Genomic DNA, 25,734 nt, shown 5'->3' with positions numbered 1-25,734 from the left:
CGACATGTACAAGCAAACCAGCAACCCGTTCAAGTATTTCGTTGGCGTCAACTCGCTCGCGCAGATAGCCACGCGCGACGATCGAGTGTGCGTACTTAACATCCTGGGCGGTGAGTCCTCAGACGTGACGCCCGTCAGTCACGCGTTCTCGGGCGGCAATATTGTCTTCGGCACGGCGCCGGGCAAGGGCGGCCAGGTGCTCGCCACATCTATCGGCGATATCGCGGTGTACAACAACGTCCGCGAGGGGCTGGAAGCGGGACACCGCTTCAACTGCGGCGTAGTTTATCTACCGCCATCGGCGGCTCGCGACGGCGTCGCCGAACTGATCCGCGTCAATCCCGATCTGACGAAGATATTCATCATCACCGAGAAGATCGCCGTGCACGACGCTCGCGAAATTCGCGCGATGGGGCAGCAAGCGGGCATCGACATCTTCGGTGCGAACGGGCTCGGCGTCGCCGACTCGTGGAATCGCGTGAGAATCGGCGGAGCACTCGGCGGTGATAGTCCAGACGATTCATTGCGCAAGGGATCCATCGCCATCTTCTCGAACTCCGGCGGCTTCAGCACGACAATCGCGCAGTACCTGCGCATGAGCGGCTGGGGCACGTCGACGGTCATCTCAAGCGGCAAGGACGTGTACATCCACTACGCCGCACCGGAATTTGCGTTTGCGCTCGCCAATGATGCGCGCAGCAAGGCTGCTGTGCTCTATTGCGAACCTGGTGGCTACTACGAAGCCGATGCGGCCTTCACGAAGCCCGTGGTCGCCTGCGTGGTGGGCCGATGGAAGAGCTGCCTGACGCGAGCGGTCGGCCATGCGGGCGCGATGGCCGGCGGCTCCGACGACGCGCAAGCCAAGGAACGCTGGTTCATGGACCAGTTCGGCGTGGACCGGCTCTTCACACCCGAGGATCCATGCTGCTCGGCCAAAGGCGCGGTCGTCACGAACATCGCGCATATCCCGGCGGCGCTGACCGCCGTGATGCGCGCCAACGCGACGATGCCCGACTTCGCGCCCGAAGGCAGTCTCGCGCTCAAGCCGTGGTTCGGCTCCGACCAAGGTATCCGGCTTCCGTCCGGCCTGGCGATTCCTGTGGTCGGTGCGGTTGCCCCCTATGACGAGCAGGTCTTGCAGGTCAATCGGCAAGTCGGGTCGATTGCGCCGCGTCAGGCGCTCAAGGACGCATCGGGCGCTTCGCAGATGGATGCGAAAACGCAAGTCAGCAGCCTGCATGGCGCCTCGATGCTCGACGCAGCGACGCGTTCGCTCGAAGCGAACGTCAGCCTTGCTCTGCTTCACGAGTTCGGCGGCGAGAACGACGAGAAGCTCATTAATGTCGCGATCGCCTCGTTCGTCAATCTGCACGGAACGCCGGAACTCGCGGCGGCGCACGCCGCTCGCGAGGCCGGAAACGCGCCCAACGCGATCCTGGCCGCCGCGGCGTCGATCATCGGCCCGAATCGCCAGCGAGCGGCTCGGGATGCCGTGAAATGGATGATCGATCGCTTCTCGGCAGCCGGCCTGACGAGCGCGCTCGATGAGAACTTCGACATCGCCAGGATCGACGCGGGCGGCAGCGAGCCGTTTTTCGCAGACTCAAGCGATCCGCGCGCCGAGGCGATGCTCGCGGGACTCGCCGAGCGTGGGGCCCAGTCGGTCCTCGTCCGCTGGCTCGCGTCTCAGCCTGATCACCCGACGGCCGACGCGGTGCTGGCCGCGATCACCACGACGCTCGCGTGGGGACCGCTGATGCGCAAGCGCATCTCGCGCGTTACGGCCGAGAGCCTGCCCTGGTGGACCATGCTGTTCGGCACACTGATCGGCGCATCGGCGGACGCCTCGCGGCACCGTCCAGACGGCTTCTGCGGCTTTACCACGCAAGCTTTGCTGAACGAACTCAGCCTCACCGAAATCTGCTTTGCCGCGCTGCTCAACCTCGAGCCCGGGCCCGACGATCTGTTCGCCTTCAAGACGCTGGTCGGTCTGCTGCTCACCAACGGTCCAGGAGCCATCTCGGCGCAGGGTGCGAAAGGCGCGGTATCGGCCGACGGTCCGGAAAGTCCAGAGCGCGTGCAACTCAACAAGGCGCTGGTCGGCTTTCTCACGCATACCGGCTATACGCATGGCGGCAACGGCTATGAGGGCATCGCGTTCCTGATCGAAGCGTTCCGGGACAGCGGCCTCGCCGATCCGTCCGACCCTGTACATGGGGTTGACCTGCGCTCGCTGGCCGAGCGCTCGGTCGAGCGGTATGCGCAATACAAGGCCCGGCAGAAGCATGCCGGCAGCCTCGACATCGCGAAGCTGCCGGGCGTGAACCACCCGGTCTTCAAGGACAGGCCGGTCAACCACGATCCGCGCGAAGTGTTCATCGCGGACCTGTGCGAGAAGCGCGGCGAATACAACGTGTTCCATACGTTCTATCGCGAACTTGTGCAGGCGTTGTTCGATGCCGGCGTGTCCCGCAACGTATATTGCGTCAACGTCGATGCGGTGATTGCAGCGCTGCTGCTGAAGATGCTGTGGCAGCCGCTGCGACGTGGTGAATTGACCGAGACCGATCTGGAAACCGCCGCGTTCACGATCTTCCTCTATCCCCGCATGCTCGGATGCGCGGCGGAAATCGACGATCACCTGAACCGGGGACGCAACATGGATACCCGCACGCCTGCCTCCCAGTGCCGGTTTGTGGCCTGAGCGATTCGCCGGCTGATAACCAGAGGACATCAATCGTTCCGAAAATTGCACTTATCGTTTCGTGCCGTTCGGGCGAGTATTCGACAAACAATGATCCGCCCGAACATCACAAAGTTCAAAATTGTCAGGAGACACCTCGATGCATCCCTCCTCAAGCACCCTGCCCCCTGGGCAGTCCAAGACAACCGCCGTATTACGCGTAACGGCAGGCAACTTCCTGGAGCAGTTCGACTTCTTCCTGTTTGGCTTCTATGCAACGCAGATCGCCGCTGTTTTTTTCCCGGCAGCGAGCGAGTTCGCATCGCTGATGATGACCTTCGCCGTCTTCGGCGCGGGTTTCCTGATGCGGCCGCTCGGTGCGATCATCCTCGGCGCGTACATCGACGATGCCGGCCGCCGCAAGGGCCTGATCGTCACGCTGTCGATCATGGCGAGTGGCACCATCCTGATCGCGTTCGTGCCCGGCTATGCGACGATCGGACTCTTCGCCCCGGCGCTGGTTCTCATCGGTCGTCTGCTGCAGGGCTTCTCGGCGGGAGCTGAACTCGGCGGGGTTTCGGTGTATCTCGCCGAAATGGCGACGCCGGGCCGCAAGGGCTTCTTCACGAGTTGGCAGTCGGCGAGCCAGCAAGTGGCTATCGTCATCGCCGCCGCGCTCGGCTTCGCGCTCAATCAGTGGCTCGACACGGCGGCGATCGCCGCGTGGGGATGGCGCGTGCCGTTCTTCGTAGGTTGCATGATCGTGCCTTTCATCTTCATCCTGCGGCGCAATCTCGAGGAAACAGAGGAGTTCAAGCAGCGCCAGCATCGCCCGAGCATGAAAGAGGTCTTTGCTACACTCGTGCAGAACTGGAGTGTCGTGATCGCTGGCGTGCTGCTGGTGGCGATGACCACCACGACTTTTTATCTGATCACGGTATATGCGCCGACCTTCGGCAAGACGGTCCTGCATCTGAGCACTGCCGACAGCCTGCTCGTCACGCTGTGCGTGGGTGTCTCCAATTTCATCTGGCTGCCGATTGGTGGTGCGCTGTCGGACAGGATCGGACGCCGTCCGCTCCTTCTCGCGATGACGATCCTGGCAATTGCGACCGCCTACCCGGCGCTGTCGCTGCTGGCCCACGCACCGAGCTTCGTCAACATGCTGCTTGTGCTGCTCTGGCTCTCGTTCATGTACGGCATGTACAACGGCGCGATGGTCGTCGCGCTCACCGAGGTGATGCCAGTGGAGGTACGCGTCGCCGGATTCTCACTCGCCTACAGCCTCGCGACGGCGGTCTTCGGAGGTTTTACGCCCGTCATCTCGACCGCGCTCATTCATATGACGGGTGATAAAGCCGCGCCAGGCTACTGGATGAGCTTCGCCGCGGTGTGCGGACTCGGTGCAACACTCGCACTGTACCGGCGCCGTCGCGTTCCGCTGCACGCGGCTCCCTGAAGCATCGCACGCTTCCTCGAACATTAGACTGACATTCTATCGCCCCATGAAATCCTTTCTTCTGAAACTCTGCACCGCGGCGCTGCTCGGCTCCTGCGCCGCGGCGGCGAATGTGCAGGCCGCAGATCTGCATGTGATGAGTTCGGGCGGCTTTACCGCCGCCTACAAGCTGCTCGGCCCGAAGTTCGCGGCGTCCACCGGCAATACGCTCGATACCGCGCTCGGCCCGTCGATGGGCAAGTCGCCGGAGGCCATTCCGAACCGGCTTCAGCGCGGCGAACCTGCCGACGTGGTGATCATGGTCGGCTATGCACTCGATGATCTGATCAAGCAGGGCAAGGTGATCCCCGGTTCGCGCGTCGAGCTTGCGGATTCGCGGATCGGCATGGTGGTGCGCGACGGCGCGCCGAAGCCCGACATCGGGTCCGAGGCGGCGCTCAAGGCAACCTTGCTGCATGCCCGGTCGATCGCTTACTCGGATAGCGCGAGCGGCGTCTATATCGAGCGCGAGTTGTTCAAGCGGCTCGGCATCGAGGAGCAGGTCAAGACCAAGGCGAAGATGATCCCCAAAGTTCCGGTGGCGTCCGTTGTTGCGACGGGCGACTACGAAGTGGGATTTCAGCAGGTGAGTGAGCTGCTTCCAGTGAAGGGCGCGGCGTATGTCGGCAAGATTCCGGAGTCGATGCAGTCCGTCACGCGCTTTGCGGCCGGCATTCCCGTCGGCGCACAACACCCCAAGGAAGCCAAAGCGCTGCTCGACTATCTCGCGTCACCCGCCGTGCAGCCGGAGGTGACATCGACCGGGCTCGATTCCGTCGCCACGCATTGAGACGAAGGCTACGATTCAGCCCGTCAGGTCTACGGGCTGATCGAATGCATCCTCACGCTCATGCGCGAGGCTCAATGCGTTCTTCAGGCGCACCCGGTCGCAGGAACGCTCCCACATCGATACGAAGATCACCGCGCAGGCATTGCTGATCACACTCGTCAGGGCGCGCGCTTCGGACATGAAGCGATCGATGCCGACCAGCAGCGCGACACCTGCAGGCGGCAAGTCGGGAATGACGGCCAGCGTCGCGACGAGCGCAACCAGTCCGCTGCCCGTTACGCCCGCCGCGCCCTTCGACGTGAGCAGCATGACCGCGAGCATGGTCGCGATCTGGCCGCCCGAAAGGTGAACATCGCACGCTTGAGCGATGAACATGGAGGCGAGCGTCAGGTAAATCGCCGTGCCGTCGAGATTGAACGAATAGCCGGCAGGCAGCACGAGTCCCACGATGCCCTTGTCGCAGCCAAGCGCTTCGAGCTTGATGATGAGGCGCGGCAGCACCGGTTCGGTCGACGACGTCGCGAGTACGATGACGAGTTCTTCGCGAATGTAGCGCAGCAGTCGCCAGAGCGAGAAGCCATGCAGCCGTGCGAGTGGACCGAGCACGCAAACGATGAACAGCAGGCACGCCGCGTAGAACGCCACCATCAGCATGCCGAGCGAGCCAATCGAACGAATGCCGAAGCGGCCCACCGTGAATGCCATCGCGCCGAATGCGCCGACGGGCGCAAGACGCATGATCATCGCAAGGATGCGAAACAGCACGTGAGCGATGCCGTCGATGAATTCCTGTACCCGCCGCCCGGCGCTTTGGTTGGCATTCAATGCGAAGCCGAACAGAAGGGCAAGCAGCAGCACCGGCAGCACCTCGCCTTTCTCGAAAGCGCCGACGAGCGTCTCAGGGATCACATGCAGCGCGAATTCGACGAATCCGTGCGACTGCGAGCGCGTCGAATACTGCGCGAGGACCGCCGCATCCAGATGATGCGCGTCGATGTGCAGGCCCGCGCCCGGGTGCAGCGCAAACGCGGTCGCCAGCCCCAGAACGAGCGCAACAATGGTGAGAAAGTAGAACAACGCCAGCGCCTTCAGAATCGTCCGCCCGATCTTCGAGCCGCTCGCAAGCGACGTGATGCCGGTGACGATCGTACAAAAGACGATCGGGGCGATCATCATGCGCACCAGGGCGACGAAAGCATCGCTGAGTGGTTTGAGCGACGCGCTGGCCTGCGGCCACAAGTAGCCAACGGTCATGCCGAGCCCCATTCCAAGCAGGACCTGCACGTAGAGCAGCCTGAACGGCCTCGCCAACGTCATTTCGGCGCCTTCTTTCCCGCGGCGCCGACCGTGCCGCTGCGCTTCGTGTCGAGGATCGTCTGATAGAACTGTTGTGCGGCCGGTGCGAGCGGACGTCCGCGGCGCCTGACTATGCCGACGCGTCTCGTCACGACCGGATCGACGAGCGGCACGCTTGTCAGAATCGGATGGTCGCGCATGGGCATGGCCATTGAAGGCACGGCGGCCACACCGAGTCCTGCTTCGATCAGGCCAAGCATGGTAGTGACATGACGGGTCTCGCAGACGCTAGGCATTCTCGGCGCCACGGCGGTCAGCGCCTGATCGAGCAGCAGGCGGTTGCCAGAAGTCTTGTCGACGGAAACGTATTCGTGTTCATAAAGCTCGCTCCAGGTCACCTGCTTTTTCCGAGCAAGGGGATGATCGCGGCGGCACGCGGCGACGAACCGTTCCTGCAGCAAGATCTTGAACTCGACATCGGTCTCCTGGCTGCCCATGAAGCTGACGCCGAAATCGGCTTCGCCGCTGATCACCGCGCCGAGCACTTCGTTGGCGCTCGAGTCGAGGAGCTTGACCCGGATGCGCGGATAGCGGCTGTGAAAGGCTGCAATGACGCTCGGCAGGAAATAATAGGCAACGGACGGCACACATGCGATGGTCACATGACCCAGGCGGCTCGTGGAGACGTCGCGGATACCGAGCAAGGCGACATCGAGATCGTCGAGCAGTTGTTCCGCGCTCGGGGCGAAAACGCGCCCTACGGTCGTGAGCGTAACGCTTCGCGTTGTTCGCTCGAACAGGCGCACGCCGAGCGCCGCCTCGAGCTTCTCGATGCGGCGACTCAATGCCGGCTGCGAAATGTTGACCGCCTCCGCGGCTTTGCGGAAGCTACCCAACTCCACGACAGCTCGAAACGCCTGCAAATCGTTCAGGTCGAAGTTAACGCCCACGAACCATCCTCCGAATTTTAGTGCGGCTATTTTGCATGATGCGGGCGAAAGCGCCCATCGAGAGCAACACTCGGTAAATTCAGCCCAAGGGATCGCACCGAAGTCGGGGGGCGGTTCCGTGGTGTCAGCGGTCATTCATGGCCGAGAGGTGGGTGTCGCTTTATGGCCGACGACCAGTCGCACACAACAAGAGAGCTCATTCGCCTTAGCCCAAAAGTTCGACGATCATCACATCCGTATCGTCATGCGCTATCAAATCTAGCTTCGCCTCATCCCGGACGGCTGCACCGTCGCGCGGAGCGAGCTGGATAGATCCCACATTGAGCCGCCCGTGATCCGCAACAAGATACGCTGAGGCGGGCATCGGCAACTCGTGCTTTATTGTCATGCCTTCGTGCAGCGTCGCGATACGCACGCGTGCGTCGGCATTGATGGGCAGCGCGCGCGGACGTCAGCCGTGCATATACGCCGGCTTGTAAGCCGCTCGCAATTTGCTGAGGAACACGGTAAAGCATTGGTGCACCGACTGTTCCGGGCAACCCTGGCGATGGCGATACTGCGGGATAGCGTGAACTCAGCACGTTTTCCGCAGCGCAGTTTTTCCAAAACCACAAGATCGCATCGTATTTTCGGCGGTCTAAGGACTATCCCCAGGACAAGGAGTCCGATATGAAGAATCGATATTTGACCTTGGCGCTGATTGCCGTCGCGGCATTCTGCAACGCCGACGGCTGGGCCGCACAGCCCGATTATGCGTATTCGACGACTGTGCAGCTTTCCAACGGCAAGACACTACGCTGCGCGGTCAACGAGCCCGCGAGCGTGCTGCAAGGCGCCAACATGACCCTGAGTATCCGGGAGCAAACGGAAGCCGACGTGCTGGCGACGCAGCCTCTGCGCCTGCTAAGCGGTCCCTCGTCAGACTATCCGACCCCGTATACCGCACCTAACGTGACATGCGGCGCTGTCGGCTGATGCCGCTTCACCGCCTGATTACCACCGCTGCCGCGCCCGGGGTGCAATGAAGCAAGGAGGGACCCGGGGAAGTCGGCAAATTTGGGCGGCACTTTTCGCAGTTCTCTTATCTGGACCGCTGACCGTTCGACGGGTTGCGTGGCGGCGGCATGGAAGATCAGCTGGTCCAGTTGTTCGGCACGTGCCGGCTCCACCACCGTCCACTGCGGATCAACCGTTCTGGCGTGCTCACTCCGAAAAATAGGCGGCAAGCGGATTGTTACGCCGCCGCCAACCGCCATACCTCGATCAGAAGATCCGCTACTCGGATCTGATACGCCGATCAGAAGCGCGTGCGGATGCCCGACGTCACTTCGATCTGATTGGTCGCACCAAAGGTCGATCCCACCGTGTAGCCGCCATGCAGTTTCATATAGTCACCGGCCAGGTACACTTCCGTGCGCTTCGACAGGTGGTAGAAAATCGAGCCGTACAGGGTTTCCTTAAAGCCATTGTGCAGGCCCGACGTCGGGTCAAAGGCACCAAGGTTGGCGTTCGGGATATCCCCGTCGGCGTTGTACGCGGCGTTGTGCACGCGCATTTGCTGATAGCCCAGCTCATAGTCGAGCGCACCCTTCGGGGATAGCTTGAACGACACGGTCCACGCATTGTCCTGGCGTTGACCTAGCGAGCCCTGGTTGCCCAGATAGCGGAAGTAACCGGCGTTGGCGCGCAGGATGCCGAACGAGTAATTGCCACCGACCGAGAACGACTGGTTGGTGTTGCCGACGCGATTTACATGGTTATAGAAGCCCGAAATCGTGAACGGGCCGCCGTTATAGCCGAGGGCTGCCTGGTAGTTGGCGTTGTTACCGAAGCTCGTCGAGTTGCCGAATGCATAGCCCGCAGCAGCAAAAATGCCGTTGTCGAACACCTTCTTCCACGCCAGACCATTGTTGTACCGCGTGCCGGTCGCGCTGGCTGAGTAGAAAATCATCTGCTTGAAGTTGTTCGCATTGGTCCAGCCGCCTTCCTCAGTGGTCAGCCTCGCGTTGCCATACGGGTCGCCGTAAATCGCAGAGGCGTCGCGCGCAATCGTGTTCTGGAAGCCTGCGGTGAACTTGCCGAATGTGTCGTTATCGATTCCAACCCACGCGTCGCGGTCGAAGATCTGACCCGGGTCTTCCATCTGGCCGTTGGCAACCACGTATTCACTCTCCAATCTGAAAATGATCTTGGAGCCGGCGCCAATGTCTTCCGCGCCCTTCAATCCCCAGCGGCTACCGCTAAACCAAGGTTCACCTCCCAGCCCCATGCCGATGACGTGATTACCGTTCGCGTCGGCGTGCGACTGATACGTAGGCACGCTCAGGTCCATCAGGCCGTACAGCTGGACGCTCGACTGAGCGTGTGCACCGGTCGCTGCGAACGCACTCGCTGCTACAGCCAAGGTCAGGTATTTCTGCTTCAAGATTGTCTCCTCAGAGTTGTGTGATGAAATTCCGATTTTTTTCCGCGACCGGTTCCTGAGTTCTGAAAACCCAGTTACTGTTTAGGTCCGCGGCTGAGAACAATCCTAATTACCTCAATCCTTCACGCTCCTTTCGCGCATCCGCTGTACAACTAAGTGAAACCACCGATATCCGTCATTTAGTCGTTTTTTTCCCTATTGCGACGCTTCCCTGCTCTTCAGGATGTAGCCGAGCCCGCGCAGCGTCATGATCTGCGCACTCGAAGTAGCCAGGTGCTTGCGTAATCGATGGATGTAGATGTCGATCGCATCCGCGCTCGGCTCGTCGTCGAGACTGAAAACGCTGTCCATCAAGGCAGCCTTGGAGACTGTCTTGCCCTGTCTCAGCATCAAGGTCTCGAGAATCGTATGTTCGCGGCGCCGTAATGCCAGCGGCGTGTCGTTGTGGCGAAACTCGCGTGTGTCGGAGATGTAGTGCAGATCGCCGCAATTGAGCGAAATCGACTTGCCGCTCGACTGCCGGCGGATGAGCGCCTTAATACGCGCCACCAGCTCGCGCGTGTCGAATGGCTTGACAACATAGTCGTCCGCGCCTGCGCTCAAGCAGTCGACCTTATCGTCGATCGAACTGTGCGCCGTCAGCATCAACACCGGCACGTTGTCGCCGCGACGACGAATTCTCGCGAGAACGTCTTTGCCGCTCATGCGCGGCAATCGCATATCCAGCAGGACCACGTCGTAGCGGTGCGTGGTTAGCACTGAATCCGCACTTTCTCCGTCAGGAACGCAATCCACCGCGAAATTCTCGCCGCGTAGCAAGTCGACGATCCAGTGTGCAAGTTCAACATTGTCTTCCACAAGCAGCAGCTTCATCGTCCTCTCCTCAACCGCGCCACGACCGCATGCGGAACGTGGCAACGAGGCCAATACGTCCCGCACCATGCGCCAGGCTAACCGTTCCACCATGGGATTGTGCAATCTCCCGGACGATGGACAAGCCAAGCCCGGTCCCCTCGACATCCGTTGGCCCGCGATAGAAGCGCTCGAACACATGCGCGCGTGTCTCCGCGGGAATGCCCGGACCGTTGTCGACCACCTGCAGCACGACGTCACCCCCCTCCTGCCGGCAAATTGCTGTTACACGCCCGCCGTCCTGCGTATAGCGGATGGCGTTGTCGACCAGATTCGTCACGAGCGCGGTCAGAAGACTCTCACTGCCCGTCACGTGGACGTCGTCGGCCACTTCGGCGCCAAGATCGATCTGGCGCCGCTGCGCGGCCGTCACCAGATCCTCCAGCACCGACGAAACAACCGCGGCCATGTCGACCCTGACCTGCGCACGTTGTTGCGGCGCCGAGCCTGCCTGGGCAAGCAGTAACAACTGGTTCGTCATCTCGGCCATCTTGCGACTGCTGCGGTGTATGCCCGCCAACGCCTCAGCCATCGACGCATCGCAGTGCTCTCGCCGGTACGCGCACTGAATCTGCGTGTCGAGCAACGTGAGCGGCGTGCGCAACTGATGCGCTGCGTCCGTAATGAATTGACGCTGAGTCGCAGTGTGCAGCTTGAGCCGCGCAATACATTGATTGATCGCGTCCACGATGGGCCGCAATTCAGTAGGCAATCGATCCGCTCGAATCGGCTCGAGTTCCATCGGCTCACGGTCGGCAACATCGTCCTTGAGCTTTATCAACGGGCGCAATTCGAAAGTCAGGCCGAGCGGGACGAGCGCCACGGCGAGCGCTAGCATTAGCCACTGACGAATCAATTGCGGGCGCCACAACTGTGCAAGCATCGCCTGTCGAGATGCCTGCGTCTTGGCCACCACGACGGTGACCGTTTCCTCCCTGCCGGAGTCGTACAGTTGCCGCTCATAAGCTATCGCACGGATCGGCTGGCCGGCAAGCGTCGTGTCGTAATACGCCGGGAGCTTCGATATGCGCCCCGGCAGCGGCAGATCGGGGTTGCCGCCGAGCAGTCGTTCGTGGCCAGCGATGACCTTGTAGAACACCTGGTCCCGGTACGGCGACTCGAATATCTCCAACGCGGCTGGTGGAATGTTCGCGATCAGCGCGCCGTTTTCCCAATCGACATCCTCGACAATCGTTCGCGCCGACGACAACAACGCATTGTCCTGCACCAGGTCGGCCGTCTCCCGTGCCGTATCGTACGCACTCAGGCCGGTGAAAAACACAAACGCAGCGAGTGGTAGCAGTAACCACCAAAGCAAGCGTGCACGCAAACTAAGCGGCATGGCGGTGTCCCTGATATGTGCTCGTTAAGTGCAGACGGAGTGCAACGGCTATCGCGTTGCACTCCGTGCGGGCATGGTCTCGCTGGTCCGGGTCTTCGTTATTTCCGTCGACCCTCAGAGCGCGGTCGGTCTCCACTTGAGCAGACGGCTTTCCACTGTTGTCAACAGATAGTCCGCCGCCAGGGCCACCACCGCCAGAACGATCATCGCTGCAAACACGCCGCTTGCATTGAACGCGCCCTGCGCCGTCGAGATCAGCAGGCCGATGCCCTGCTTCGACCCCAGGAACTCGCCCACCACCGCACCGACCAGCGCGAAGCCGAAGCTCACATGCAGGCTCGCCAGAATCCAGCTCAGTGCCGACGGGATCACCACCGAGGTTGTCACCTGACGGCGCGACGCACCCAGAATCTGCGCGTTCGCGATCATGTAGCGATCCGCTTCACGCACACCCTGGAACGCATTGGCGAACACCACGAAGAACACCATTACCACCGCCAGCGCCACCTTCGAGGCCATCCCCAGACCCAGCGCGATTACGAACACCGAACCGAGCACCACGCGCGGAATCGAGTTGGCGATCTTGATGTACAGGCTGAACACATCTGAAAGCATCTTGTTGCGCCCCAGCAAGATGCCGGAGAACACCCCTGCCACTGAACCGATGATGAAGCCCATGCCGGTCTCTTCGAGCGTCACCCACACTTGCGTGAGCAGCGGTCCCTGCGCGGTGCCGTTGACGAACCAGTCGACGATCTGCGCGAAGATCGCCGAGGGCATCGAGAAGAAAAACGGATCGATCCACTTGAGCCGCGCGGACAATTCCCAACCGCCGAGCACCACGACTAACACCACGATGCGCAAGCCAACCACCAGCGCCTGACGCTGACGGATGCGCTTTTGCGCCACACGCTCGACCTGCGCGAGCGTGGCGGGATCGATACCTGAAGAAGTACCCGCTGTGTCTCGCGGCATTGTTTGTTGAGGGGTAGACATGAATCTCTCCGCTTTGCCTGATTAACCGATCTGCACTTCTTCACGCAGGTCGTGCCAGATGTCGCGCGAGATTTCGATGAAGCGCGGATCGATGCCGTCGACCGGCGCGCCCATCACCCGCACCTCGCCCTTCGCAACCGACATGCTGAAATCGCGCAACGCAACCGTGGCCTTGCCGTCCGGGCTGACAAAACGGCACGACACGGAGCGGAACTCAATGGCCGGCGTGCCTTCGGAAACAACGTGGTTCATTAATTAACGAACATCCATGGAAGTGGCCGAGGCTGCTAAAGCGGCACCGGAAGCGCAACGAATTCAGGCTAAGCTGCGCCGCGAGGTCCGCGCGGTGGCCTATTTCGAATTCACGAAGTCGTTGGTGTAGGTCTTCGCGAGGTCGATATGCTTGCCCTTCACCGAAGGATTGAAGGACGACAGCACCTTCAGCACCGTCTCCGGACCTTCGGCCGGCATCTTGCCGTCCGCCGTGAACATCGGCAATGACGCTTTCAGCGCGCTCACGTAGAGCGGTTTGTCTTTCTGATAGTCGGCGGGCATCTTCGCGGCGATCTCTTCCGCGCTATGCGTGTGGATGAACTGCATCGTGCGAACGAACGCATGCGCAAGCTTTGCCGCGTCAGCTTTGTGCGCATCCGCCCATGCCGCCTGCACATATAGGCTCGACGCCGGATAAACGCCCCCCAGAGCCGCCCGCGTGCCGTCGACCGAACGCATGTCTACCAGCACTTTGGCATCGCCGGCGTTCTGCAACGCGGACACCGTCGGTTCGGTCGTCATCCCCGCGTCAATCCGTCCCTGTTTGATCGCCGCAATGAAACTGGCGTCGGCGCCCACTGGCAGCATCGTGTATTCCGTCGACTGAATGCCGTGCTGGCCGGCAAGATATTGCGTCAGGAAGCTCGTCGACGAACCGAGGCCGGTCACGCCGAGCGTCTTGCCTTTGACGTCGGCCATGCTCTTCAAGCTCGGGGCAGCCTTGGTCGAGACCATTTCAACCTCGCCGGGCACCTGGCCAAACACGACGATCGCCTTGACCTCCTTACCCTTGGTCTGCAGATCGATCGTGTGGTCATAGAAGCCCACGACCGCCTGCACGGCGCCGGCCAGCAACTCGTTTTCGGCATCTACGCCAGCGGGCTGCGACAACAGTTCGACGTCAAGCCCTTCGTCCCTGAAATAGCCAAGCTGTTCCGTCAAGCGTGCCGGCAGATAAATCAGTTTCGTAATGCCGCCGACCATGATCGTGATCTTGCCGCCCTCCGCAGCCGTCACCCGCTGCGATGCAGCGCAGAACAGTAGGCTGGAAGTAAGAACCATATGCCCTATGGCGCGAAAGGTCGGTTTCATCGATTGTCTCCGTTATTGTCGGCGGCAGCGGGATGCCGCCGGTCTGGATCGATGGCGCGATTTTATGAGAAACAACCCTTCTCCCGGCTTTCACGGCAGTGTGTACACCATACGGGATTTCCATGAGAGGAGTGACCGCTCGTGGAACCGTCCGGCTGCCGATATTCCGGAGGGCAATCCGGATTGACAACGTGTCTGTAGCAGGTACTTCCATTCACCCCGAACCTTCACATCGTGGTGAGTAGACCTTGGGAATTGGGCCCGAAGTCTCTCGCTGAACCACACGTGACAGGCGCTTCTCCGCTGCCGTCAACTACTCCCTTCGACGCCCTTCTAAGGGTTAAGTAGCAATTTGAATCTGCGCGATCTGGCGGTTTCGCTGCCGAATGAAGTAGTAGACCTCCAGGGCGATATAGCGCTTGAGACAACGAATCGCTTCAAGCTCGGAGTGTTCCTCGCTGACGCGTTCGGCGGCATACGCCTTTCTACGCGCGTCAGTTCGAAGTCGACCGATGGCAATGACGTGCAGTGCACTATTGGCAGCGCGGTCGCCGCCGCGATTCAGCCGATGCCACGTTGCCTTTGCCAAAGGCGCCGAAACGGGGCTGATGCCGCACAATGCAGCGACGCTGGCCTCAGACTGAAGCCGGCTGCTGTTGTCGCCAGCTGTCAATGACAGCTGCGATGCAGACTCATAGCCGATTGAATTGCGCGAGACCAGATCAGGCGCGAGCTCGTCGACGAGCGCCGCTATCATGACATTGAGGATGGCAATTTCGTCATGCAGTTCCAGATAGCGACGTCCCAAGCGTGATCGGGTAAGCAGTAGCCGGGTTCCGGTAGTCGAGAGATCCGGCCGCCACGCACCCAACGTGTGAATGAGCCGCACACGGGTCATTGCGCGTAGTGATTCACGCAGTTCGTCGGGTGCGCAGACAATCGTATGGTGGATCAGCTATAAGGCAATTCGACGGGCGGCAATCGCCGTCTTGCGACACAGTTTCAGCACGCGCAAGGATTCGATCATGCCGTAGCGGCTTTTGCGAGAGACTGTGCGGACACCAGCGAAACCAGCGTGGGCGGCGGTCTGTGAATCCAGCGTATCGTCTCTTCCGCGCTTGAGCCGGTCGCTCTTATCCGGCGTGGCACCCTCCAGCACTGTCACATGAGCCTGCTGCAGGTAGCGAAGCAGCCCCGCGCCGTAACTTCCAGTGCATTCGACGCCGTCCCGTGTCAGTTCGCCAAATGACCGCATCTACAACAACATCTGTTTATTGCCGTGCCGGGTAATCGGGAAGCATTCATTACCCGCGCGCGATCATCATGCGCGTCGACGACACCCACGACATGCAGATCCTTGTGGGTATCAACTTCGCCCCTGACACTGCGGCGGCCAACTGTAGCCTGTTCGTCTCTCATAAGCCTCGCTCCGGTTGTCGATATTGGTTTGGGTGATTTCACCGGCATCGCGTACACGGACGAGACAGCAAATTGACAGAGCGTCGGGCCCTTCTCGAATCACACGTATCGACCAGGCAAAATCTCGTCGTTCGACAGTTCCGGATGACTGACAGGTCAGGCGAAAGACAGTCAGTCGATCGGAGTGCGGGTCAGGTCGCCCGGAACGCTTTACCGCACGAGCGCCACCGCAAAAGCCTGTCGTCATCACCACAGATAGGCCGGAAACAACTGATACCTATACTCTTACTGTCAGAGTGCGCGGCCTCTACCCCCGCTGAAAAGGCGCAGGATGGCAAGCAGAATAACGGCCCCAATAAGAGCTGTAATCAGTGACCCGATTATGCCGCTACCCAGGTGTAATCCTAGCGCTCCACCCAACCAGCCCCCGATGAATGCACCCACAATTCCCACGATGATATCGACCACAATCCCGAAGCCGCCGCCGTCGACGATGCGACCCGCCAAAGCGCCGGCAATGCCACCAATAATCAGCCAGAAAATAATTCCATGCGAAACCGGGTCCATATTCCTTCTCCAGTGAGGTCGAGTCCGCGTTAGCGGCGTGCAAGCATTCCGATGATGAGTCCGCCGATGAGCGCCATCGTGACCGCTTTCCATGGCGCTTCATGAACGTAATCGTCGGTCGATTCAGAGACGACGCGGTACTTCGTTTTGACCGCCTCCTGTGCAGAGGCAATCTTGTCCTTCAGGTCTGTTAGCGTCCGGGTGGGCGCTTCGTCGTTGCCCTGCTGGGATGACCCAGAGGAACTGGGCCGGTCAGATGCGACCGGTGGGGGTACCGCTGCGGCAGCGGTGGGTTGCTGGAACTCGGTCATTCGAACCTCCAATTTTGTTTGAATGCCAAGAGGTCGAGCAAGTCTCGTGCCTCACAAAAACGGGGAGTCGATTGAAGTCATCAGCCCGAGGGTTCTCGGCAATTCGGACTTGCGCAGAGTTGAGGCGTTGCTCGCAACGACGCCGGAGACACTCGAAACAACCCAGGCGATGGCGGAACCGGCCGGCGAAAAGTACGCTCAACCGCGGCCATCACTCCAGGCCGAAACGATGGGTCGACAGTCCGATGCGGCCGCGCATTTCCCGCCGAAAGAGCACAACGGACCAAGGGTGCACTATGGCCTCAGTCTGTTAATCAGGTCGATCGGTCCATTCGTGCCTGATTTCTTGCGCAACTATCGGTGCACCGGCAGGTTGCGCAGCACATGAACGACGGAAAGAAATCACGGGAACGTGGGCTAGCCATGGTGCTGCGCAAAGGGCGCTCGAAAGCCACATGCGGTCGATGGGGGCATCACGACATCGACCACGGCAATGTCCGTGTAGAGGAACTCGATTAACTGCCGGAAAATCAACCAAACAACTTCCGGGATCGGCCACTTTGAAACCATAAAACTTCCGCCGTGCCGGAGAACGCCCGACCTGGCGATCAGCCTTATCGCCGTCGCCATGCATCAGCGCATCCGAGCTCGCAGCGTCACTGCGCGCTTCGCCACGAATCATGCGTAGTACCCAAGGATCGACTTTACCTCCATGTACTCTTCCATGCCTTCGATCCCGTACTCGCGTCCATTCCCAGACTGCTTGTACCCGCCGAACGGCGCCTGCGGATCCCATGCCGGGTAGTTCAGATGCACCTGGCCTGACTGGATGCGAGCGGCGACCGCGTGCATGCGTTCCCTGTCCTTGCCCTGGATATGCGCGCCGAGGCCATACACCGTGTCGTTCGCGATGGTGATCGCTTCTTCGACCGTATCGTAAGGAAGAATCGCGAGAACCGGCCCGAAGATCTCCTCCTGTGCAATGGTCATATCGGCGCGGACATCCGAGAAGATTGTCGGGCGCGCGTAAAAGCCTTTGCTGAATCCGACCGGTCTTCCGGTGCCGCCCACAATCAGCTTTGTTCCTTCGTCGATACCTGCCTCGATCATCTGCTGCACCCTGCCGAACTGCGCGCGATTGGCGAGCGGGCCGTGGGTCGTCGCTTCGGCGAACGGATTACCGACGATCATCTGTTCCGTCGCCGCGACCGCCAGCGTTTCGACCTCGGCCGCGATGCTGCGCGGCACGATCATGCGGGTCGGCGCGCTGCACGATTGCCCCATATTGCGGAATGCCGCTGCGACGCCAAGCGACACGGCACGCGGCAGATCGGCATCCGGCAATACGATGTTGGGGGATTTGCCGCCAAGCTCCTGGGCCACGCGCTTGACAGTAGGCGCGGCTGCCTGGGCGACCAGCACACCCGCCCGCGTCGAACCTGTGATCGACACCATATCGACTTGCGGATGGGACGCGAGCGCCGCTCCCACTTCAGGGCCCGTGCCGCTCACGAGGTTGAATACGCCAGCGGGAATGCCCGCGTCGGCGATGACCTCCGCAAACAGCAAGGCGCTCAGCGCAGACAACTCGCTGGGCTTCAGCACCACGGTACAGCCGGCTGCAAGCGCCGGTCCCACCTTGGCCGTGATCTGATAAATCGGCCAGTTCCACGGCGTGATGAGCGCGCACACGCCGATCGGCTCGCGCACGACCGCAGTCGTTCCCCGCTGGACGCGGAAAGGGTAACTTGCCAGATTATCCCGCGCGACACGGATATGTTCGGCCGCGAGCGGCACATGCGCGCCGCGCGCGTAATTGATCGGCGCGCCCATTTCCATCGTCAGCGCCTGGGCGAACAGTTCGGCACGCTCGATGATCAACGCATGAACGCGGTCCAGCAGCGCAGCGCGCTCCTTCGGTGACGTCACGGACCATCGCACGAACGCTTTGCGCGCGGCTTGCACGGCGCGGTCGACGTCACGTGCGTCGCCAAGTGGAATCTCGCAGAGCGTGTCTTCGGTAGACGGGCACACGACCGCCGCATGCGCAACACCTGCGGGGGCAATCCATTCGCCGTCGATAAAGAGCCGGTCCAGCCGGCCTGCTTGCTTCAGGTGAAGAACAGGTGAATTCATTGCAACGTGTCCTTGAGTAGTACCGTGCGCTCACAAAAAGGCTAAAGCCGCGGCTTAACGAGGTGGCAAGGGATGGCAGCCTGATTAACGTTCGTGGCTGCGGTCCGAGCCGGTTTACTCCGTCGGGCAGGTGATAAATCCGTTCTTAAAAGTCGGCGACCTTTCCCCACACCGACTCTTCGAATCGCTCCGGACGATAGGGTTCGGGATCAACGATCGGCGGCGCGCCTGTGACCATATCCGCGACGAGATGACCGCACCCGGGCCCAATGCCGAAGCCGTGGCCGCTCAGGCCAGCGGCCAGCACGAACCCCGGCAGTTTCTTCGCTTCGCCGATAGCGGGAACGCCGTCCGGTGTCATGTCAATGTAGCCTGCCCAGGATGCGGTGACCCGGCTCTCTCGGATCACCGGACACAGATCGATTGCCCGCTTGCGAATCTCCTTGAGCGTGGCTTCATCGACGCAGGGGTCCAGCACCCGCATGTTTTCCATAGGGCTCGGGCAGTCGAGTCGCCAGCGCCCGGCTCCTTCATGACCGGAGCGCACGCCTTCCAGATTACCCGGACTGAGGCTGCGCCAGCGGCGTCCGAACATCGGCATGAAGTCCTTTGCGTAGCGGATCTTCTGCAGCGTGGGATCGAGCTTTGCCAATCCACTGATTGCGAGCGAATACGCTTCGTCACCGCGTCGCGTGACGGTAATGCCCGATGTGTGCAGCGCATCCGGCAACGTGCCCCGGCGCAGCGAGACCGCCATGACAGAAGATCGAATGGTCGCCTGCGGCAGACGGATGCCCAGTTGCCGGCAAAACGTGGAAGCCCATGCGCCGCCGGACAGCACCGCGATCTTCGTGCGTATCGTGCCATGCTCAGTGACCACACCGCTGACCCGACCGCCTTCGGTTTCGATCCCCCGCGCGGCGCAGTTCTGATGAACCGTTCCGCCCAGCCTCATGATGCTGCGAGCCACCGCCGGCGCAGCGTTGGCCGGATCGGCGGTGCCGTCGGTCGGCGCGAACACGCCGCCTTTCCAGTTGCGTCCGGTCGCAGCAGCCCGTTCGGTTGCCAGTTTACTGCCGAGCACCTCCGTCCTGACACCCGCCGTGCGTGCGAATTCGCACCAGCGCGTCCAGGTGGCGAGTTCGCTGTCATCGTTGCTCAGATACAGCAGGCCGCTGCGGCGAAAACCGGTGGTCTCACCAGACTCGGCTTCAAACTGCTCCCATAGCCGCAGGCTTTCGGTCGCAATCGGCAATTCGCGCGCATCGCGGTTTTGTTGACGGCACCAGCCCCAGTTCCGGCTGGACTGCTCGCCCCCGACTATGCCTTTTTCGATGAGCGAAACCTTCACGCCCCGCTTCGCCAGAAACCATGCTGTGAATACACCGACGATGCCCGCACCGATCACGACAACATCAGCGCTGTCGGGCAAGCTCGGGGTGGTATCGACGCGGGTCAACGGTACGCGCATCTGCTAGAGCTCCTTCCTGAGTCGTATATTCGGTGAATCGTATATTGGCGAGTGTCGAACACCACAAAGCTCAGGTTGTCGAATGTTGAATTGCTGGTCGCTAAAGCAGACTTAACGGTCAGCGGCGCGAGGCGGCAAGCGGGCTCATCTGCCAAGCATGTGCGTTCGCAATCGAGCCGCTTATCGAGCCAGCCCGGTGGCTGCATGCCGGGGTTGCTATCCATTCCCAGCGCAGGCTCGTGCTACGCCAAGCTGTTGCGGCGAGGCCTAGAACATCGCCTGACTAATGAGGCCATACAGTCGCCATACCGGATCGGGCTCACCTGTATGCATGTCAGCAGGCGCATTGCGGACCATCTTCACGACGGTATCCACCCGCTTCAATCCCTGTCCGATCAGCCAGTCGGGCAGACTCGTTCCCGAGGGGACATCGACACGAACGAACTCGCCTGCGCGACCCGCCAGCCAGTAGCCGATCAGCGCTTTCGCCCGAAGGTCGTCGTGAGAACGGAGTGCGAGCACAGGACCAATCACGTAGCCCCGGCCAAAACGACGGAGCACCGAGAATCCGGTAATTTCGCCGTCGCATTCGAGCACCACGCTTTCCCCGAGCTTCAGCAATGCGGACATCATCGCGTCGCGCTGCAGCCCGCAAGCACGCGAACACAGTTCAATGAGAGCGGGGTAGTCGGCAGGAGTCGCCGCCCGCAATCTTTCGCCGTCGGGCAACGCAAGCGGCGAAGTCTCGCCGACGTACGCTTGAAACTGGTCCAGCGACCCACACACGTCAAACCCCAGCTTTTCGTAGAGCGGCTGACCGGCTGGCGTCGCATGCAGGAAAGTGATGCGTGGCCCGAGTTCTTCGAGCAGCATTTCCATCAGCCTGCGGCCAATGCCACGCCCCTGATGCTCGGAAGACACAATCACGAGACCAAGAGACGCGCGCTCGATTCCGAATTTCCAGCACAGCGCAGTGCCAATCACGGCACCGTTTTCTTCCGCGACGAAGCCCGTACCCTCGTCAGCGGCAAATTGCCAGTCCTCCGGCCGATGCGGCCAACTGACTGCCATAGACAGGCCATGAGCCGCCGGTATATCAGTCGAAGTAAATCTCCGATAGCGAAGATTTGTCGTTGACGATAAAGCGCTCATAAGAGAATCCAGTTTCATTAGGTTGCCTTAAGACATGCCCTGACCCACTGCCGTGCCGATCCGAATCCACGCTATATCAATGCGACCGCTTCGATCTCGATCTTCAGATCGAAGTGAAGCGCCGGAACCGGTACGACGGCGCGAGCGGGTTTCGCGTCGCCGGCCCAGCGCGCATCGATGGCGTTAAAGCTCGGCCAATGCTCGACATCGACGATATAAACACGGACCTGAGCTAGTTTCGACACGTCGCTGCCCGCACCAACAAGCGCCGCCTCAAGATTTGCCAATGCCTGCTCTGCCTGGTCTTCGAAAGGACGATCCGCGAGCTTTCTGCCGTTCAGATCGATCGGTAGTTGACCCGACACGAAAATCAGGCCATTTGCGATCGCAACGTGACTGTAATGCCCGCCCGGCATCGCCAGTCCGGCGGGATTCATCGTCTGGGGGAAGTGGGCACCGTGTTCCTGTTGATCCATGAAGGCCACTCAAGTTTGAAAAGGCTCGCCCCTCACACCTCAGTGAAGTAGACGCGCGAGCCGGGTCACGTTTGCCCGACGGGCGACGCCGCCGGCATGTTCGCGAGTTCATCGCTAAACCCAAGTCCATACGCAGCACTATAGAAAGAAAACTTTTTGTCGTGTTTAATATCCGATGAACTCATCGTTAAAGGCTGTTTAATGATCGAACTGGAAGACATGCGCCTGTTCCGCGCGCTCGGCGTGGCACACTCGCTTGCTGCAGCCGCCAGGCTACTGGATCTCACGCCTCCCGCTGTCACGGTGCGTCTTCAGCGCATCGAAGAGCGTATGGGAGTTCGTCTGGCCACACGCGCCGCCAGAGGCATTTCGCTGACGAACGAAGGCCAGCGGCTTGTCCAGGAAGCGATAGAAATCCTGGAGCGGATCGAGTCGATTCCTTCGCGCGTCTCCAGTGAGTCGGCAGGTGTAAGCGGTCATTTGCGCATAGTCGCGCCGTTTGGTTTTGGCCGCGCGCACGTGGCGCCGCTGGTTCGCGATCTGCATCTCGCACACCCGAATCTCGCGATTTCGCTCATCCTGTCCGACAGCCCGCTCACGGCAGCGGCTGGTGCCGACGCGGTCGTGTCCATCGGCAACATTAAGGGGTCGTCCTGGATAGGACACTATCTCGCCCCAAACGACCGCTTCCTGTGCGCGAGCCCAGCCCTTGCGCGTCGCCTGTCGAAACTGGAGCATCCATCCGAACTCACGCAATACGAATTCCTGACGTTGCGCGAAAACGATGAAGACGTTACGCGCCTGCGTTTCACCCGGCCGAATGGCACGGGCAAACGCGGGGACCAGGCCGTCACGATTCGGCTAGCCGGCGCTTTGTCGTCGAATGACGGTACGGTCGTTAGCGACTGGGCGGTCGACGGCCTCGGCATTGTCGAACGATCCGAATGGGACGCCGCGCGGCTGATCGCAGCGGGAAAGCTGAAGCGCGTATTGCCGGCATGGCGCCTCGAACCGGCGCCGGTAATGGCCCTGGTGCCCACGCGTCATGGCCTGACGATCCGCCAGCGTGTGTTTCTCGAGGCCGCGAAACGAGCCTTCGACCCAGTACCCTGGCGTGCCTGACGTGATATTCAATGGGGCTTAACGGTCGGTTTATCCTTCGTTAAACACAAGGGAACACGAAGCTCCTACCGTGGCGGCACTTTCCTCACGGCGCCATGCTGATGCCGGGAGACCACTCGCGCAAACAATCGCAAGGAGTCGCAGATGGAATTGCAGTCGCTGAACACACCCGCAGCATTGATCGATGTAGAGCGGTCACAGCGGCGTGACGCTGGCCGACGCGCACGCGACGCGCATCGCGCCGTTGATCGTCGGCGCACCAATACCGGACGAACTGCCTGCATTTTCCGGCGACGTGGTCGTCTCCTCGGCAGGGCTTGCCGAGTTGATTTGCTGAGCTGGAGTTCGACTCTCCAACGCAGTCGGGTTGCGACCTAGAAATCAGCAACCTTGCCCCATGCGGAGTCGCTGAATCGGCTGGGCCGATACGGTGTGGGATCCACGATAGGTTCGGCCCCGGTGGCGAGGTCCGCGATCAGGTGGCCTGCGCCGGGGCCGATGCCGAAACCGTGTCCGGAAAAGCCTGCTGCCAGAATCAATCCCGGCATACCAGGCATTTCGCCAACACCGGGAACACCATCCGGCGTGCTGTCGACGAAGCCGGCCCACGCGTGGGTGATCTCTGCCTGGCCGAGTTCGGGCAGTAGTTCGACGGCGCGGCGGTGGGTCTCCTCAATGGTCGGCAGATCCGGCTTCGGATCGAGAATGCGCACCCGCTCCATGGGTGTCGGCGCGTCGAGCCGCCAACGCTTCAGCGTTTCGTGCCCACCGCGAATGCCCTCCAGACCACCGGGAAGAAGGCTGCGCCAGCGCCTGGCGAACATCGGCACGAATTGTGGGGCGAATCGCATGAACTGCGGCGTGACGTCTACGCGTGCGCGGCCGCTAATGGCCAGCGCATAGCGTCCATCGTTGCGGCGTGTGATGGACACGCCCGAGGTGAACAAGGCATCGGGCAACCGATGTCCTACAGGAGACACGCTAAGGATGGATTGGCGGATCGAGGCTTGGGGAAAACGGATACCAAGCTGGCGGCAGAACGAGGATGCCCAGGCGCCACCCGCCAGGATCGCCGTTCTGGTCTTGATGACCCCCGCTTCCGTGACGACGCCGCTGACCCGCCCGCCTTCCAATTCAACGCCGCGGGCCGCGCAGTGCTGGTGGACGCTGCCACCGAGCTTCATGAGCGCAGTGGCCACTGCCGGTGCGGCCTTGGCAGGATCAGCGGTGCCATCGCTGGGCGAGAAGACGCCGCCTTTCCAGGCGCGGCCGGTCGCCTGCCCCCGCTGGCCGGCTTGCCGACTATCGAGCATGTAGGTTGTCACCCCGGCGGTCTTCGCAAAGTCGCCCCAACTGGACCAGCGAGACAGCTCGGCCTCGTCGTTACTGAGATACAACAGCCCGCAGCGATGAAAGCCGGTGTCTTCACCGGTTTCAGCGGCAAATCGTTCCCACAGATCAAGGCTTTTGCTCGCCATCGGCAATTCGCGAGCGTCGCGGTTCTGCTGCCGGCACCAGCCCCAATTGCGGCTCGACTGTTCGGCGCCGATCCGTCCCTTCTCGACGAGCGCGACTGAAAACCCGCGCCGGGCCAAGTAGTAGGCGGCAAAGACGCCGATGATGCCACCGCCGATCACGACCACGTCGGCCGCGGCCGGCAACGTGGGCGAAGTCTGGATGTGGTTCAGCGGAGGGGACATGATCAATCTCGCTCGATTGAAGTCTGGACGCTTTGAACAACGTAAAACTTCGCCACCCGTTCACTGCTTTCCCACCCGATCGGTGCGCCCCGGGGCACGAAAAGCGCGTCGCCGGCGCCTAGCGACAGCACGCTGCCATCAGGCGCCGCGAACCGCACGCTGCCGGCCAGCAGTTGCATGAACTCGTTCACGCGATGCGGGCGAACAACCCGGTGATAAGGCGTCGAATCCCACGTGCCCGCGAGGTACTCCGCGCCGTCGTCGGTAAAGACGTTGTCGCTTCGGCATTGCGGCGCCGGGCCCAGCAGCACCTCCGCCGGTAGCGAAGCGGACGGTCTGAAGTTGGCGTCGGCACGCAGGGGGATAAGTCCGCGCTTTGTCGGTTTCTCGCAGGCAGCCGCACAGAACACGAACCGCACGCGGGATTCGGCGAGGACGCGAAGCGCCGTACCGGCCCCGATGACAGCACCCGCTTGCGGACCGAGCATTAACGGCGCCTCACCGGCCGCTTGCAGAGTGAGCTGTCCTTCCACCACGACGATGGTTTCAATGTGGGGAAAGCTCGCGACGTTGAGCTCACCAATAAAGCTGGCCCGACCCGCGACCATCGAGTCCGGTCCTTCCCACGCGATTTCGCGATGTCGTGCAAAGGGGTCGTCCTTGCCGAACGCCGCCCTGCGGAACGAGGTTGACAGAGGTGCGCCGTCGGCGCGATGCAGCACGAGGGCCACGGTCATTTTTTGCTCCTGCGCATAGCGCGATGATTTCACTGAAAAACCCGAAAGGCAGTGCACGCGCGGCGCACCGAAGTCACGACCACGTCGCGATACGGCTTCCGTACACCGAGCACGTGATCAGGCCGATAGCCGGAGAAGAACGCGACGAACCTTCCCAGTTCCACGCCGTGCAAACCGAAGCCGTAAATTTCGCGAGCCATCTCGGCCATGCGGAACTTCGTGGGCGTGCCATGGCAGTCAAAAGCGATGTACGTTGGCTCGAAAGCGACCATGGTAATAGTCTCCTCGTAACGGTGAACCCTTAAGTTCCGTAGGGAGAAAAGGAAACTTCTTGTCGAGTATTTAACCAGCGCAAAAAGTCAGGATGTCGTTGATTTGAGCGGGTA

General features: G+C 61.2%; 23 protein-coding genes and 2 pseudogenes. 6 read left to right on the top strand and 19 right to left on the bottom strand.

Annotated elements, in window-relative coordinates; genetic code table 11:
- Window positions 1–4: 4 nt before the first annotated feature.
- The 3 genes from P0D68_RS22410 to P0D68_RS22400 all read left to right on the top strand — a co-directional run bounded on the left by P0D68_RS22410 (window position 5) and on the right by P0D68_RS22400 (window position 4,971).
- Complete coding sequence (locus tag P0D68_RS22410) at window positions 5–2,704, top strand: CoA-binding protein (RefSeq protein WP_408302985.1); 2,700 nt, start codon at window positions 5–7, stop codon at window positions 2,702–2,704.
- A 139-nt stretch (window positions 2,705–2,843) separates the two neighbouring features.
- The gene (locus P0D68_RS22405) at window positions 2,844–4,142 is read left to right on the top strand and encodes an MFS transporter (RefSeq protein WP_091804008.1); all 1,299 of its coding nucleotides are present in this window, start codon (window positions 2,844–2,846) and stop codon (window positions 4,140–4,142) included.
- Window positions 4,143–4,188: 46 nt separating this feature from the next.
- The gene (locus P0D68_RS22400; RefSeq protein WP_408302983.1) at window positions 4,189–4,971 is read left to right on the top strand and encodes a substrate-binding domain-containing protein; all 783 of its coding nucleotides are present in this window, start codon (window positions 4,189–4,191) and stop codon (window positions 4,969–4,971) included.
- A gap of 15 nt (window positions 4,972–4,986) precedes the next feature.
- Here P0D68_RS22400 and dctA read toward each other — a convergent pair whose 3' ends face one another.
- The 3 genes from dctA to P0D68_RS22385 all read right to left on the bottom strand — a co-directional run bounded on the left by dctA (window position 4,987) and on the right by P0D68_RS22385 (window position 7,650).
- Entirely contained in the window at window positions 4,987–6,288 is a 1,302-nt protein-coding gene (gene dctA / locus P0D68_RS22395; RefSeq protein ID WP_408302981.1) for a C4-dicarboxylate transporter DctA, read from the bottom strand.
- Complete coding sequence (locus P0D68_RS22390; protein WP_408302979.1) at window positions 6,285–7,217, bottom strand: LysR family transcriptional regulator; 933 nt, start codon at window positions 7,215–7,217, stop codon at window positions 6,285–6,287. Before P0D68_RS22390 ends, dctA begins: the two co-directional genes overlap by 4 nt.
- 205 nt (window positions 7,218–7,422) lie before the next feature.
- Window positions 7,423–7,650, bottom strand: a complete 228-nt coding sequence (locus tag P0D68_RS22385) for a pirin family protein (RefSeq protein ID WP_408302997.1) — start codon at window positions 7,648–7,650, stop codon at window positions 7,423–7,425.
- Between the two features lie 236 nt (window positions 7,651–7,886).
- On the opposite strand from P0D68_RS22385, the gene P0D68_RS22380 reads away from it, so the two are divergent.
- Window positions 7,887–8,192, top strand: coding sequence for a hypothetical protein (locus P0D68_RS22380; protein WP_408302977.1), 306 nt, complete (start codon window positions 7,887–7,889; stop codon window positions 8,190–8,192).
- A 322-nt stretch (window positions 8,193–8,514) separates the two neighbouring features.
- Here the strand turns inward: P0D68_RS22380 and P0D68_RS22375 are convergent, their stop codons facing one another.
- The 13 genes and pseudogenes from P0D68_RS22375 to P0D68_RS22315 all read right to left on the bottom strand — a co-directional run bounded on the left by P0D68_RS22375 (window position 8,515) and on the right by P0D68_RS22315 (window position 21,789).
- Window positions 8,515–9,642: a porin gene (locus tag P0D68_RS22375; RefSeq protein ID WP_408302974.1), complete on the bottom strand. Its 1,128-nt coding sequence runs from the start codon at window positions 9,640–9,642 to the stop codon at window positions 8,515–8,517.
- Between the two features lie 195 nt (window positions 9,643–9,837).
- Window positions 9,838–10,515, bottom strand: coding sequence for a response regulator (locus P0D68_RS22370; protein ID WP_408184719.1), 678 nt, complete (start codon window positions 10,513–10,515; stop codon window positions 9,838–9,840).
- 10 nt (window positions 10,516–10,525) lie between these two features.
- Window positions 10,526–11,896, bottom strand: a complete 1,371-nt coding sequence (locus tag P0D68_RS22365; protein ID WP_408302972.1) for a sensor histidine kinase — start codon at window positions 11,894–11,896, stop codon at window positions 10,526–10,528.
- A gap of 114 nt (window positions 11,897–12,010) precedes the next feature.
- Window positions 12,011–12,892: an ABC transporter permease gene (locus P0D68_RS22360; RefSeq protein WP_408302970.1), complete on the bottom strand. Its 882-nt coding sequence runs from the start codon at window positions 12,890–12,892 to the stop codon at window positions 12,011–12,013.
- Window positions 12,893–12,973: 81 nt separating this feature from the next.
- Window positions 12,974–13,144: pseudogene (locus P0D68_RS22355) on the bottom strand (ABC transporter ATP-binding protein); the annotation flags it as partial.
- A gap of 99 nt (window positions 13,145–13,243) precedes the next feature.
- Window positions 13,244–14,257: an ABC transporter substrate-binding protein gene (locus P0D68_RS22350; RefSeq protein ID WP_408302968.1), complete on the bottom strand. Its 1,014-nt coding sequence runs from the start codon at window positions 14,255–14,257 to the stop codon at window positions 13,244–13,246.
- A 340-nt stretch (window positions 14,258–14,597) separates the two neighbouring features.
- Window positions 14,598–15,676, bottom strand: a pseudogene (locus P0D68_RS22345) (transposase).
- Window positions 15,677–15,967: 291 nt separating this feature from the next.
- Window positions 15,968–16,243, bottom strand: a complete 276-nt coding sequence (locus P0D68_RS22340; RefSeq protein ID WP_408184180.1) for a GlsB/YeaQ/YmgE family stress response membrane protein — start codon at window positions 16,241–16,243, stop codon at window positions 15,968–15,970.
- 29 nt (window positions 16,244–16,272) lie between these two features.
- On the bottom strand, window positions 16,273–16,554 hold the full coding sequence (locus P0D68_RS22335; protein ID WP_408184723.1) for an ElaB/YgaM/YqjD family protein: 282 nt from the start codon (window positions 16,552–16,554) through the stop codon (window positions 16,273–16,275).
- 678 nt (window positions 16,555–17,232) lie between these two features.
- Complete coding sequence (locus tag P0D68_RS22330; RefSeq protein ID WP_408302966.1) at window positions 17,233–18,690, bottom strand: aldehyde dehydrogenase family protein; 1,458 nt, start codon at window positions 18,688–18,690, stop codon at window positions 17,233–17,235.
- A 145-nt stretch (window positions 18,691–18,835) separates the two neighbouring features.
- Entirely contained in the window at window positions 18,836–20,161 is a 1,326-nt protein-coding gene (locus tag P0D68_RS22325) for an NAD(P)/FAD-dependent oxidoreductase (protein WP_408302964.1), read from the bottom strand.
- Between the two features lie 267 nt (window positions 20,162–20,428).
- On the bottom strand, window positions 20,429–21,331 hold the full coding sequence (locus P0D68_RS22320) for a GNAT family N-acetyltransferase (RefSeq protein ID WP_408302962.1): 903 nt from the start codon (window positions 21,329–21,331) through the stop codon (window positions 20,429–20,431).
- Window positions 21,332–21,384: 53 nt separating this feature from the next.
- Window positions 21,385–21,789 carry a RidA family protein gene (locus P0D68_RS22315; RefSeq protein ID WP_408302960.1) on the bottom strand — a complete coding sequence of 135 codons (405 nt, stop codon included), beginning with the start codon at window positions 21,787–21,789 and terminating at the stop codon, window positions 21,385–21,387.
- Between the two features lie 201 nt (window positions 21,790–21,990).
- On the opposite strand from P0D68_RS22315, the gene P0D68_RS22310 reads away from it, so the two are divergent.
- Complete coding sequence (locus tag P0D68_RS22310) at window positions 21,991–22,911, top strand: LysR substrate-binding domain-containing protein (RefSeq protein ID WP_408302958.1); 921 nt, start codon at window positions 21,991–21,993, stop codon at window positions 22,909–22,911.
- Between the two features lie 205 nt (window positions 22,912–23,116).
- Entirely contained in the window at window positions 23,117–23,248 is a 132-nt protein-coding gene (locus P0D68_RS22305) for a hypothetical protein (RefSeq protein ID WP_408302956.1), read from the top strand.
- A gap of 37 nt (window positions 23,249–23,285) precedes the next feature.
- On the opposite strand, the gene P0D68_RS22300 is transcribed toward P0D68_RS22305, so the two are convergent.
- The 3 genes from P0D68_RS22300 to P0D68_RS22290 are packed head-to-tail and all read right to left on the bottom strand — an operon-like array spanning window position 23,286 to window position 25,620.
- Entirely contained in the window at window positions 23,286–24,611 is a 1,326-nt protein-coding gene (locus P0D68_RS22300) for an NAD(P)/FAD-dependent oxidoreductase (protein WP_408302954.1), read from the bottom strand.
- A 2-nt stretch (window positions 24,612–24,613) separates the two neighbouring features.
- Window positions 24,614–25,348, bottom strand: a complete 735-nt coding sequence (locus P0D68_RS22295) for a cupin domain-containing protein (protein WP_408184730.1) — start codon at window positions 25,346–25,348, stop codon at window positions 24,614–24,616.
- Between the two features lie 29 nt (window positions 25,349–25,377).
- Window positions 25,378–25,620 (bottom strand): hypothetical protein, encoded by a 243-nt coding sequence (locus P0D68_RS22290; protein ID WP_408302952.1) that lies wholly within the window; start codon window positions 25,618–25,620, stop codon window positions 25,378–25,380.
- Window positions 25,621–25,734: the final 114 nt, after the last annotated feature.

The sequence above is a fragment of the Paraburkholderia sp. RL17-380-BIE-A genome (assembly GCF_046028085.1).
GTDB lineage: Bacteria > Pseudomonadota > Gammaproteobacteria > Burkholderiales > Burkholderiaceae > Paraburkholderia.
The sequence above is the reverse complement of the archived record's forward strand: the minus strand, read 5'-3'. Positions and strand labels throughout refer to the sequence as shown.

Coding starts and splice junctions, on each gene's coding strand:
- P0D68_RS22410 (WP_408302985.1), top strand. CDS start 5: ATGTACAAGCAAACCAGCAACCCGTTCAAGTATTTCGTTGGCGTCAAC.
- P0D68_RS22405 (WP_091804008.1), top strand. CDS start 2,844: ATGCATCCCTCCTCAAGCACCCTGCCCCCTGGGCAGTCCAAGACAACC.
- P0D68_RS22400 (WP_408302983.1), top strand. CDS start 4,189: ATGAAATCCTTTCTTCTGAAACTCTGCACCGCGGCGCTGCTCGGCTCC.
- dctA (WP_408302981.1), bottom strand. CDS start 6,288: ATGACGTTGGCGAGGCCGTTCAGGCTGCTCTACGTGCAGGTCCTGCTT.
- P0D68_RS22380 (WP_408302977.1), top strand. CDS start 7,887: ATGAAGAATCGATATTTGACCTTGGCGCTGATTGCCGTCGCGGCATTC.
- P0D68_RS22370 (WP_408184719.1), bottom strand. CDS start 10,515: ATGAAGCTGCTGCTTGTGGAAGACAATGTTGAACTTGCACACTGGATC.
- P0D68_RS22365 (WP_408302972.1), bottom strand. CDS start 11,896: ATGCCGCTTAGTTTGCGTGCACGCTTGCTTTGGTGGTTACTGCTACCA.
- P0D68_RS22360 (WP_408302970.1), bottom strand. CDS start 12,892: ATGTCTACCCCTCAACAAACAATGCCGCGAGACACAGCGGGTACTTCT.
- P0D68_RS22350 (WP_408302968.1), bottom strand. CDS start 14,257: ATGAAACCGACCTTTCGCGCCATAGGGCATATGGTTCTTACTTCCAGC.
- P0D68_RS22340 (WP_408184180.1), bottom strand. CDS start 16,243: ATGGACCCGGTTTCGCATGGAATTATTTTCTGGCTGATTATTGGTGGC.
- P0D68_RS22335 (WP_408184723.1), bottom strand. CDS start 16,554: ATGACCGAGTTCCAGCAACCCACCGCTGCCGCAGCGGTACCCCCACCG.
- P0D68_RS22330 (WP_408302966.1), bottom strand. CDS start 18,690: ATGAATTCACCTGTTCTTCACCTGAAGCAAGCAGGCCGGCTGGACCGG.
- P0D68_RS22325 (WP_408302964.1), bottom strand. CDS start 20,161: ATGCGCGTACCGTTGACCCGCGTCGATACCACCCCGAGCTTGCCCGAC.
- P0D68_RS22320 (WP_408302962.1), bottom strand. CDS start 21,331: ATGAAACTGGATTCTCTTATGAGCGCTTTATCGTCAACGACAAATCTT.
- P0D68_RS22315 (WP_408302960.1), bottom strand. CDS start 21,789: ATGGATCAACAGGAACACGGTGCCCACTTCCCCCAGACGATGAATCCC.
- P0D68_RS22310 (WP_408302958.1), top strand. CDS start 21,991: ATGATCGAACTGGAAGACATGCGCCTGTTCCGCGCGCTCGGCGTGGCA.
- P0D68_RS22300 (WP_408302954.1), bottom strand. CDS start 24,611: ATGTCCCCTCCGCTGAACCACATCCAGACTTCGCCCACGTTGCCGGCC.
- P0D68_RS22295 (WP_408184730.1), bottom strand. CDS start 25,348: ATGACCGTGGCCCTCGTGCTGCATCGCGCCGACGGCGCACCTCTGTCA.
- P0D68_RS22290 (WP_408302952.1), bottom strand. CDS start 25,620: ATGGTCGCTTTCGAGCCAACGTACATCGCTTTTGACTGCCATGGCACG.